This is a genomic window from Mesorhizobium sp. M0019, from assembly GCF_040323975.1.
GTDB lineage: Bacteria > Pseudomonadota > Alphaproteobacteria > Rhizobiales > Rhizobiaceae > Mesorhizobium.
In genome coordinates this window covers 1-10,423 of sequence record NZ_JAMYVK010000094.1, presented here as the reverse complement: position 1 = coordinate 10,423, position 10,423 = coordinate 1, and the positions used below count along the sequence as shown (strand labels likewise).

At 61.5% G+C, this 10,423-nt stretch carries 11 protein-coding genes and 1 pseudogene; 5 read left to right on the top strand and 7 right to left on the bottom strand.

What is annotated here, in order from left to right; all coding sequences use genetic code 11:
* Positions 1 to 216 precede the first annotated feature (216 nt).
* From NKK47_RS34105 to NKK47_RS34085, 5 genes and pseudogenes are all read right to left on the bottom strand, one after another.
* Positions 217 to 642: a hypothetical protein gene (locus NKK47_RS34105; protein WP_023674443.1), complete on the bottom strand. Its 426-nt coding sequence runs from the start codon at positions 640 to 642 to the stop codon at positions 217 to 219.
* Positions 643 to 1,375: 733 nt separating this feature from the next.
* Positions 1,376 to 1,807, bottom strand: coding sequence for a YybH family protein (locus NKK47_RS34100; protein WP_023674442.1), 432 nt, complete (start codon positions 1,805 to 1,807; stop codon positions 1,376 to 1,378).
* A gap of 423 nt (positions 1,808 to 2,230) precedes the next feature.
* Positions 2,231 to 2,518, bottom strand: a complete 288-nt coding sequence (locus NKK47_RS34095; protein WP_210164202.1) for a hypothetical protein — start codon at positions 2,516 to 2,518, stop codon at positions 2,231 to 2,233.
* Positions 2,519 to 2,545: 27 nt separating this feature from the next.
* Positions 2,546 to 3,208, bottom strand: a complete 663-nt coding sequence (locus NKK47_RS34090; RefSeq protein ID WP_023674441.1) for an acyl-homoserine-lactone synthase — start codon at positions 3,206 to 3,208, stop codon at positions 2,546 to 2,548.
* A gap of 86 nt (positions 3,209 to 3,294) precedes the next feature.
* Positions 3,295 to 4,017 (bottom strand): annotated as a pseudogene (locus tag NKK47_RS34085) (LuxR family transcriptional regulator).
* Positions 4,018 to 4,167: 150 nt separating this feature from the next.
* On the opposite strand from NKK47_RS34085, the gene NKK47_RS34080 reads away from it, so the two are divergent.
* The 3 genes from NKK47_RS34080 to NKK47_RS34070 are packed head-to-tail and all read left to right on the top strand — an operon-like array spanning position 4,168 to position 6,910.
* Positions 4,168 to 4,815, top strand: a complete 648-nt coding sequence (locus tag NKK47_RS34080) for a cysteine hydrolase family protein (protein WP_352579805.1) — start codon at positions 4,168 to 4,170, stop codon at positions 4,813 to 4,815.
* The gene (locus tag NKK47_RS34075) at positions 4,812 to 6,131 is read left to right on the top strand and encodes a type I glutamate--ammonia ligase (RefSeq protein ID WP_352579804.1); all 1,320 of its coding nucleotides are present in this window, start codon (positions 4,812 to 4,814) and stop codon (positions 6,129 to 6,131) included. The genes NKK47_RS34080 and NKK47_RS34075 overlap by 4 nt, the downstream gene beginning before the upstream one ends.
* The gene (locus NKK47_RS34070; protein WP_352579803.1) at positions 6,131 to 6,910 is read left to right on the top strand and encodes an N-formylglutamate amidohydrolase; all 780 of its coding nucleotides are present in this window, start codon (positions 6,131 to 6,133) and stop codon (positions 6,908 to 6,910) included. The genes NKK47_RS34075 and NKK47_RS34070 overlap by 1 nt, the downstream gene beginning before the upstream one ends.
* A gap of 57 nt (positions 6,911 to 6,967) precedes the next feature.
* On the opposite strand, the gene NKK47_RS34065 is transcribed toward NKK47_RS34070, so the two are convergent.
* Both NKK47_RS34065 and NKK47_RS34060 read right to left on the bottom strand, forming a co-directional pair.
* Complete coding sequence (locus NKK47_RS34065) at positions 6,968 to 7,753, bottom strand: hypothetical protein (RefSeq protein WP_352579802.1); 786 nt, start codon at positions 7,751 to 7,753, stop codon at positions 6,968 to 6,970.
* Positions 7,754 to 7,907: 154 nt separating this feature from the next.
* Positions 7,908 to 8,690, bottom strand: coding sequence for a hypothetical protein (locus NKK47_RS34060; RefSeq protein ID WP_352516778.1), 783 nt, complete (start codon positions 8,688 to 8,690; stop codon positions 7,908 to 7,910).
* Between the two features lie 144 nt (positions 8,691 to 8,834).
* Here NKK47_RS34060 and NKK47_RS34055 point away from each other — a divergent pair, with 144 nt between their 5' ends.
* Both NKK47_RS34055 and NKK47_RS34050 read left to right on the top strand, forming a co-directional pair.
* Complete coding sequence (locus NKK47_RS34055) at positions 8,835 to 9,467, top strand: DUF4129 domain-containing protein (protein WP_352579801.1); 633 nt, start codon at positions 8,835 to 8,837, stop codon at positions 9,465 to 9,467.
* Positions 9,464 to 10,423: DUF4350 domain-containing protein (locus tag NKK47_RS34050; protein ID WP_352579800.1), on the top strand; the 960-nt coding region annotated here is incomplete at its 3' end. The genes NKK47_RS34055 and NKK47_RS34050, both read left to right, overlap by 4 nt.

Here is a 10,423-nt window from a genome sequence, read left to right as displayed (position 1 = left end):
CTGCTCTGTCCACATCTAAAGCTTGAATCACAACCAAGCCTCAGACGGAACCCATAGCCAGCCGATTTTCAAAACGGTCTCTAAGGCCTCAGTCTGCCGCCGCGCTGGCCACAGCGCGCCGGCAGAAATGTCCGGTCATCGAGGCCGTGGCGCACCGGAAAAGCCCGCCGGCCGAAGCCGGCTGGAGCGTCTGCAGTCGCCAGAGTGTGGGTAACTTTATGCAGCCTTCAGGTTAATCACCCGCATCACTGCGACCGCTGTTCCGTTGTTCGTAGCAGCCTCCTTCGTGCTACCCTTGCCGCAGCTCCATACGTCACCCTCCTTGGCCGTGAACTGCATGTCTCCGGCCGTGACCTGCAGCTCGCCTTCAGTGACCGTGCAGACCATATCGTCGGCCATGACATCCCCGAGCGGGCTAGTTGCCTTTGGCTGGTAGACGACGTCTTCCATGGCAATTTTCTTGTACCCCTTGATATGGGAGTCTCGTGTTCCCAGTTCGACGAGCCGAACGCCGGGAAAAATCTCTTTGCCATCAGTCGGACCGTAGGTCTTGGCCGCTACCGGAATGGGCTTTGCGACCAATAGCGGGGCCGCCAACGAGGTGGCACCAAGGGCGAGAGCATTACGTCGATTCATCTTCATAACATCCTCCCTGAGTTAGTTCGCCCGACCGGGCGAACCTGATATTTTACGCGCCCGTTCAGCCAAATAGTCAAAACACAATTGGGCAAGCCAACGCCTGGCCTGCGCGCGTTCTGGCGTGCCGCTGTCCTACACCGCCGAAGTGCTTCGCGCGTCTTGGCGGCTCGCTGCGGCTGGCTGCGCATGGCCTGCCTGCCACACCTCTTGACTGTCCGAGCGGGTTAGATACTTTTTGCTGCGTGCCTTGAGAAAAGCGGTGCCGGGCACCTTGGCCAGCCGCGTGATAACCGACGAATGGGTGAGCCCTCACGTCGAAGAGAAAGAAGAAACAGCACCAGCTCTTGCTGGCCGCGCTGCCTAAAGCGAAACCGAAAATGACCTAGATTGTTGATGCGACGCGGGAAATTGACCGCTAAGGATGAATTACGGTGACAGTGCACTTTTACCATGTCGCCTCCGCCGCATTGTGCACCTTGCCCGCGTTCCCGGTCTGCGGCATCCCCCAGCACCGTACCGGCGAGCCAAAGTGTTTTCACGTCCGAAGACTATGTGTTCCACAAGAACTGCTCATCGAATATTGCCGCGTCGCCGATGTCGCGGTTTTCGATGCACCCGTGGGCCGAGAGCATCGCCGGGCAAATCGGCAAAGCCGTGAGAACCCGGAACGAGGCGCGCGGCGAAAAGAAAATAGCGGACTGTCACCGTAATTCCTAAAACCTCTCCGGCAACCCTTCTACTCCCCGACAATGGACGTCGGCGGGCGTGCCGAGGTTATCGGATCGGCATGACGAAGGACGATCCTCCACGCGCCTTCCTCGCGCCGGAATATGGTGGTGACTCGAAGCGCAATCGGCACCAGTTTGTTGCCACCACCGACCTTGGATTGGAACCGCTCGACCTCGATGATGTATCCTAAGTCGGCTGTCGCATACTCCGAGATGCGCTCAAATCCGATGGCCTTGCCGTGCCGGTAATTGGTGGCGGCCCGTTCCATGGTCTCAGCGGCCTTTCTCCATCCCTTCGCCGGCGGGCCAAAGGGATTGGCAATAATGACGTCGTCCTGTCGCGAGTAGAGGTTTTTCAAGGGCTCAGGATCGCCCTTTACGAAGGCATCCAGAGCCAGATGATCCTGCTCGATAAATTTCGTTAGGTCGGAGGCTAACATCTTAACATCGCCACATGACTAAAAAGAGAACTCTATCAAGCGCTTCATCCGCCCTTCGCCTTGCCGTAGGCATTCGAGCTGGTGTCCCGAGTATAGATCAGAATTACGGTGACAGTGCACTTTTTACCATGTCGCCCTCGCCGCACGTGCACCTTGCCGGTGTTCCCGGTCTGCCGCATCCCCAGCACCGTACGGGTGAGCCAAAGTGTTTTCACGTCCGAAGACTATGTGTTCCACAAGAACTGCTCATCGAGTATCGCCGCGTCGCCGATGTCGCGGTTTTCGATGCGCCCGTGGGCCGAGAGCATCGCCGAGGAAATCGGCAAGGCCGTGAGCCCGGGAAAACGAGGCAGGCGGCGAAAAGAAAATAGTGCACCGTCACCGTAATCCGCTCACAGGCCTCTAGCTGTGGCGGCGCCTTCACTAGACGGTGGAAACTATGACTGCCGTGAAATCGGTAGGCGGAAATACCCTTCCACTTGTGTCCTGAGCTGACTGCATCACGACGATGTATTCCGATCCAACCTGCTTGATCCAATAGCTACTCGTTACATGAGGAACGTTATGACAGTGAGATACTATTGGCACAAAATGCCCTTTGTACTTTTCTGCAATTTCAAATGATAACACATTGTTTTCCCATTTCACATTTGCCGAATGTTCCGCGAGCTGACCTTCCTTTATTCTGGCTGACGCAAGAATGACAGACATAATTACCCTCCCAGTTAACCATTAGACTTAGACCCGATTACAGACCAATGACACGCTGGTTTCTAGGAGGAACGGTATTTGCGTTCCGCACCGAACCAACAACGAATGCTCAATCCCAAGTATCTTCCGCACACTCGCCAGCGCCGCCTCATTCACCTCGATATACGCGACGATGTACCATTCGCCGTTTTCTTCCCTGGCCATGCCCATCGGCTCGGCGCGCCATTTGAGGGCGCCGTGGTGCGGCATGAAGTAGGTTTCCTGGATGCCGCCGACGGCGCCGAGGCCCTCGTCGAGAGCGTATTCCATCACCGCGCAGCACAGCTGCGTCAGCGTACCCCGCAACCCGGTTGAGCGTTTGTCGGGAACGACGAATGTGCGGGTCCATTCGGCCCAATCGGGGCGCCTCGGGACGCCCGATTTTTCGCACATGTGAGAAAAGACCTCCGAGACCATGTGCGGCTCGCTCGTTGGGATCAATCGAGCCGAAGTCACTACGCGACCATCTTCGATACCGAGCAGGTAAGTCGCCGCGTCGGTATCGAACTGGTCCAGCTCGCGACCGTCCGGGCTCGGAGGGCGCCAATGTTTCTGGTGCACGAAGAAGTCGTGCCGCCGGCGCAGAAACTCGTCGAATTCGTTTTCGTAGAGATGCTTGTTATGCGCATTGACTACGTGGGCCGTTATCATGGCGCGATCCCCCGATCGTTTCTCGCAGGGATATTTGCAGTCGCGCTAATATACGTCACCTGTCCGATGGGACAGTTGACGCGTTTTTAGGGATGGATCAGGCGCCGACGCACTGCTTCGACGACCGCTTGCGTGGTCGTGGCGACGCCAAAAGCTTCCCTGGCTCGAGTGGAGTGCCATTTGACCGTGCGCTCGGTAAGGCCCAGGATCTGGGATGTCTCCGATGAGGTCTTGCCGGCCGCGGCCCACAAGAGCACCTCTTTTTCCCGGTCGGTCAGCAGGCCTTCATCGTCGTCATCGTCATTCGCCAAGGCCTGGATCGACATGCCGGCATAGACCGCCATCGTCACCAGTTGCACCTGATGGCGCGGCGAGAGGGCGCAGCACTTCGCGGAAGACGCAAACGACAGCACGGATTGCCAATGATGAACGCTGAGCATCGGCACGGCGAAGCCGCTACAGATGCCGAACTCCGTCGCCTCGCCGGCGACGCGTCGTGAGCCCTCCGTATCCGACCACTTTGCCGGGACTTCGGACCAGAGGAATGGCTTCAAAGTCTTTGCCGAATAGATGCAAACACCATCAGCCGCGGCATGCTCGGCCTCGACATAGCGCTCGAACCAGCCGGCCGGCCAGCCATTCAGCTCAACCATGGGTGCAAGCTTCTGGCCACCGAGCGGCACGCCGCTCAGGATCAGGTGCTAGAAGCCGAGATTTCGCACGGTTTCGAGCAAGTCGCCCAGAAGCGGCCCGGTAGCTGTGTGCTTCCTGCAGCGTTCGACAAAGTCGAACACATCTGAATCGATCATGACAGAGACCCCCGTCTCCACGCCCGAAAACAAAGCTTACCTTAAATTAGCGACTTCGAATATCCCAATAAGTGCATCCGCACGCAGGACGCCTGGACCAAAACCAGCTAAATCAGCCAGACTTTGATCAGCGAAGCAGGACCCCCAAGCATGATGCGAGCATTGCCAAAACGAAACGAGCCGTTCCGGGCCGGCGAAACCGCGCTGCTTTTGGTCGACATGCAACGGGTCTGGCTGGAACCCGGGGCCGATCCGGCGCATCCGGAGCGCGGTCCCGACCACTATTTCTACCTGCAGACGGCGTCGCGAACGATCCCCAACCAGGAGCGCATGCTGGCGGCCGCCCGCGCCAACGGCGTCGAGGTGATCCATACAATCATCCAAAGCCTGACCGAAGACGGCCGCGACTGCTCGCTCGACCACAAGCTGACGCCGATCCATATCGCGCCGAGCCGGCCGGAAGGCCTGCCGGTGCCGTCGCTGGCGCCGGTCGGCGACGAGATCATGCTGCCGAAGACGTCGTCGGGCGTCTTCAACTCCACCAACATCGACTATGTCTTGAAGAATCTCGGCGTGCGTTACCTGATCGTCGCCGGCATCATGACCGACCAGTGCGTCGATATGGCGGTGCGCGATGCCGCCGATCGCGGCTATCTCGTCACCTGCGTATCGGATGCCTGCGCCGCCGCCTCGCAGGAGCGTCATGACGGCGCGCTCGAGGCCTTCGGCGGCTATTGCTGGGTCGCCGATACCACCACCGTTACGGCCCGTTTCGAAGCCTTGGGAAAAGCTGCATGACATCGGCCGTCGAACCGCTGGTTGCCGTCGTCACCACCGACCTTTCGGCGATTACGCGCGGCCGCTCCGTCGTCGAAAGCAAGCTGCAGAAGATCGCGGCGACCGGGGTCGGCTGGCTGCAGGCCAATCTGTCGCTGACGCCGTTCAACTCGATCGTCGACCCCAATCCGTGGGGTTCGTCCGGCGACGTGCGGCTCATTCCCGATCTCAACGCGCGGTTTCGCACGGCGCTGACCGGATCGGCGACGCCCTTCGACATGGTCGCCGGCAACATTGTCGAACTCGACGGCAGCCCGTGGGTCGGCTGTACGCGGACCATGCTGAGCGATGCGCTGGCGGAGTTGAAGGCGGTGGCCGGGCTTTCCGTCATCGCCGCCTTCGAGCATGAATTCCATATCGAGGGCGACTTTGGGCCGGCTCATTCGATGTCGTTGGCCGCACTGCGTCGCGCCGATCCGTTTGCCGCCAATCTGATGGCGGCGCTGGCGGAAGCCGGCGTCGCGCCCGAAGTGGTGATCGCCGAGTTCGGGACCGACCAATTCGAGGTGACGTGCGAGCCGGCCGATGCGCTTGCCGCCGCCGATCGGGCCGTCGCCATCCGCGAGATCACGCGCGAAGTCGCGCGATGTGCCGGCTGGCGAGCGAGCTTCGCGCCCAAAACCGCTCCCGATGCCGTCGGCAATGGCGTCCACATCCATTTCAGTTTCGTCGACGAGGCCGGCAAACCGGCGACCTACGACCCGGCCCAGCCTGGCGGCCTTTCCAGCCAGGCCGCTTCCTTCTGTGCCGGCGTGCTACGCCATCTGCCTGGTATCACCGCCATGACGGCGGCGAGTGTGTCGTCCTACTACCGGCTGAAGCCGCATAGCTGGAGCTCGTCCTACACCTGGCTTGCCGATCGCGACCGCGAGGCCAGTCTGCGCATCTGCCCGACAGTGACGATCGGCGGGCGCGATCCCGCGCGGCAATACAACATCGAATACCGGGCGGCCGACGCCACCGGCAATCCCTATCTGTCGCTGGCGGCCATCGTGCGTGCCGGGCTGGAAGGGTTGAAGGCCAAGCTGCCGACGCCGCCGCTGGTCTCTGGCGACCCGACGCAGATGAGCGTTGCCGAGCGCAACAAGCTTGGCCTCGTGCGGCTGCCGGAAACGCTGCCGGCGGCACTCGAGGCGCTCGTCGCCGACAAGACCGTCACCGGATGGTTCGCGCCGGTGTTCGTCGAGACTTTTGTCGGCCTCAAGCGGCATGAGACCGAGCGCCTCGCCGGTCTGGACCCAGTGGCGGTCTGCGATCTCTACCGGACGCTCTATTGATGGCTGCGCCGCTTGCCAACGCCATCCTACCGGAAGGTTGGCCTCCAGCGGTCGAAGCAATCAACGAAACGGGGCGTTCCGATATCGTTCTGATATGCGAGCATGCGTCAAATCACATCCCGGCCGAGTATGCGCGGCTCGATCTCGACAGCAGCCATTTGCAGCGCCATATCGCCTGGGATATCGGCGCCGCCGAAGTGACCCGCGCTCTGTCGAAGCTGCTCGATGCTCCGGCTTTCCTCAGCTCCTATTCGCGGCTTTTGATCGATCTCAACCGGCCGCTTGGTTCCAGCGGCAGCATTCCGGTGCTATCGGAGGACACCGGCATCCCCGGCAATGTCGGCCTCGATCCGGAGGAACGAAGCCGGCGCGCCGAAGTCATGTTCGCGCCGTTCCATGACCGCGTGGCCGCCCACCTCGACGACCGGGCGAAGCAGGGCAGACCGACGCGGATCGCGACGATCCACTCCTTCACGCCGGTCTTCCTCGGCATTGCGCGGCCCTGGCACGCCGGCGTGCTTTACGATCGGGCAGTCGATTTCGGCCAGGCAGTGCTTGCCGGCCTGCGCGCCGACAGAGCGCTCAACGCCGCGGCAAACGAGCCCTACGTGATCAGCCGTGACGGCGACTATGCCATACCCGTCCATGGCGACGATCGCGACATTCCCGCCATCCTCATCGAGATCAGGCAGGACCTGCTGGCGGGCCGCTCCGGCATCGAGGAATGGGCGAAGCGGCTGGCGGCCGTCTTGCCGGCACAGCTGACTAAGGAGTCGTGAAAGAGCTCGGCCGAGTGAGCGCAAAGCGAGAGCCTACGGTCGGCCTGGCCACCGTCCTCAGGAGAAGATTTGCGACAGTTCTTCGACGCTGGTGCCTTCCTTGACCTGACGCAGCTCGACATAGCTGACCGCGGTGGCAATCGACGTCACCATTGACGATATCGTCGACACCAAAGTCGCCACTACAGCTCGCACTATGCCGCCCAACGGTTCGACAGCACTTTCAAGTGCCAACTGAATGGCCACCGAGGCCACGATCAGAACGAAGAACAGGCCGAACAGTGCCCAGCGGCTGCCTTTGGTAAGTTCACCGCTGCGCGCCATGGAGCCAGACACGCCGACCCGTTCCTGTACCAGAACCGGCACCGCTACCAGCCACCGGAGCCACAATATGATTCCGGGAATGACGAGCAGGATCAAGCCCAATCCTGCGCCCAGGACGACCAGCAGCCCGACGCCGAGCGTTGGCAGAAAACAGCCGATCGCTATCTTGATGCAGTCGGCAATGGATGGCTGCTTGCCGTTCAGATCCTCGATAGTCGCCCGGACCAGCGCAGACTGAAGCAACAGATCCAGGACAAAGGACATCAACACGACGCCGAACGTAATCAGAGAATCACGAGACATCATGCGGAGGCCGCCGAGGGCGGCATCAGGATCCCCTCGGGCGACGCCGGCCTGCGGCACCTGCATCCAAAGCTCATAAACAAGGGTCGGGAAACCCGAAAACAGCAATGCAAGTCCGAGGCAAAGCATGGGGTTGCGGCCGATGACCGCAAAACTGGCGCCGAAAACCCTGCCGATGCGAAATTTGTTGGGCTGGTCCAGCGTTATTGACGCCACGATATACCTCTACCTGTTTTGACCGGTCCGTCATTGCGACCCGGTGTTGGCCGACATTGACCCGCCGGCGGCAGCATGGCGAACGGCTGTCGCGGCTCGCCGGGCCCGCCTGATGTTCAGGCCGGTCCCGACGTGGTGCAGCCGCGCGACTTTGCTACGAGAAGATTTGCGACAGTTCTTCGACGCTGGTGCCTTCCTTGACCTGACGCAGCTCGACATAGCTGACCGCCGTGGCGACCGACAGCACCATCGACAGTACGGTCGACACCAAGGCTGCCGCCACATCGGCAATGATCCCGCCAAACATGACGATGACTGCCAGCATCACCCACTGGATGACCATCGCGATGACCATCAGGATCAAGAAGAGGCCAAATAGCGGCCAGCGGTTGCCCTTGGTCAGGACACGGCTACGCGACATCGAACCGAACACGCCAAGCCGCTCCTGGATCAGAACCGGCACCGCCACGCACCATCCGAGCCATAAGATGATGCCGGGAACCAGCAAAGCTATCGACGCCAGGCCCGCACCCAGGCCGACGAGCAGGCCAATACCGAGGGTCGGCAGCAAATTGCGGATGGCTATCTGAATGCAGTCGCCAAAGGTCGGCCGCTTGCCGTTCAAGTCCTCGATCGTCGCCCGCACCAGCGCCGACTGGAGCAGCAGCGCGAAAACGAAGGATAGCAATCCCGCAATAATCGTAAACCATGAATTCCGAAACATCATCGAGGGATCGGCCGCGGCGCCGGGGTCGCCCTGCAGAACCGCATCTATTTGCGGTTGGCTCCACAGCCGAAGAATAATCGCCGGCAAGCCTGAAAACAGCAGCGCGAGCCCAAGGCACAAGCCGATGTTGCGGCCGATCACGGCGAAGCTGTTGTTGAACACCCTGCCGATCTCGAATTTCTCAGGCCGTTCCAGTGTCGTTGAAGCCATGATTTCCCCCCGTGTTTCGCCGTAACAGTATCACGGCGCCCTAATAGTAATTCTGCCAAGATTAACGGTGGGCGTCCAGCCCACTTGCAATTCTTGTTCTGCATTGTCAGTGTCGGCCGGGAACCACAGGTTGCAGGGGAGCGGGTGGCGTTGGCACAGCCAGGCACAGCGGAAGCCGAACGGCTGACCAATCTGCACAAGCAGCTGATCGCCGATGAGTCGATCCAGTTCGACCTGCCAGCCTATGTGCCGCCGAAGCCGCCCGAGTGGCTGAAACCGCTGCAGGATTTTTTGTCGTGGCTCGGTCCCTACATGATCTATCTGTTCTGGGGGGCGGTGATATCGGGCGTCGCAATCATCCTGCTTTTGGTCTTCCTCGAGGTGAAAGGCATCGCCTGGCGGCTGCCGTGGCAGCGCGCTCGACCCGAAGTCGAAGACGAAGAAGCCTGGCGCCCCGACGCCGGCGCCGCGCAGATCCTGTTGTCGCAAGCGGATGCGCTGGCCGCACGCGGCGACTATGACGAGGCGGTTCACCTTTTGCTTCGGCGCAGCGTCGCCGATATCGCCGGCCGGCTGCCGGACTTCCTGCGCCCGTCGCTCACCGCGCGCGACATCGCCAGCGCCCCTTCCCTGCCGGGAAGGGCGCGCCATGCGTTTACCGAGATCGCCCGCATTGTCGAGGCGGCGCTGTTCGCGCGCCGGCCGGTCGGCGCGGAAGGCTGGCGGCAGGCGCGCGGCGCCTATGAACGTTTCGCCTTCCGGGATGCCTGGACGTGAGTGCACCGGCGGTCGAGGCACAGGAGCCGTTCAATCGAAAGACACTGTTTTGGGGGATTTTCGCCAGCCTGCTTGCGGCGGCCGGTTTTTTCCTGCTGTCCACCTATGCTCCCGATTTCCGGCAACCCGGCAACGGCGGCGCCACGCCGCTGTCGAAAAGCGGCGTCGGCTACGCCGGCCTGGCGGAATGGCTGCGGCTCACCGGCGAAGCGCCCTTGATGGCGCGGACCGAGGACGATCTCGGCACCGACATGCTGCTGATCGTCACCATTTCGTCCGACAGCGATCCGGAAGCGCTCGACCACATCCTCAATCTTCGCCAGGACCAGAACACACTCTTCGTGCTGCCCAAATGGCAGATCCTGCCGCTGCAGGGGCATGAAGGCTGGAACATGAAATTCGGGCGATTGCCCGGTTCGGTGGTGAACGAATGGCTTGGCCGCATCGCCGATGCGAAGATCGGTGCCGGCCAGAGCACGGCAAAGCAACTCGACATCGAAGGCAACATGGTTGCCGCACCCGAAGAATTGCAGTGGGTGGCCGACAAGTACCCTCTCATCGCAGCCGGCAATGACAAGGCTGTGCTTACCGAACTAGACGACAAGCCGTTCTATATCCTGACTGACCCCGACCTGATCAACAACGCTGCCCTCAAGGATCCCGAAAAGGCAGCAGCCGCGCTTGGGCTGATTGCCTTGCTCCAGCCCGACGACGGCCCGGTGATGTTGGATCTGACGCTGCACGGCGCGGGGCGGAAGTATGATCTGGCCAAGCTTCTGGTCGAGCCGCCGTTCCTGGCGCTGACACTGACGATCCTGATCGCTGCGGCGCTGGCGTTCCTGCATGGCCTTGGCCGGTTCGGCCCGCCGCGGATCCCCCCCCGCGCGCGCAACCGGGGCCGCCCTGCGCGGGGGGCTACGCCGGCGGCGCTACGGGCGCCGGGCCGCCCGCCGGCG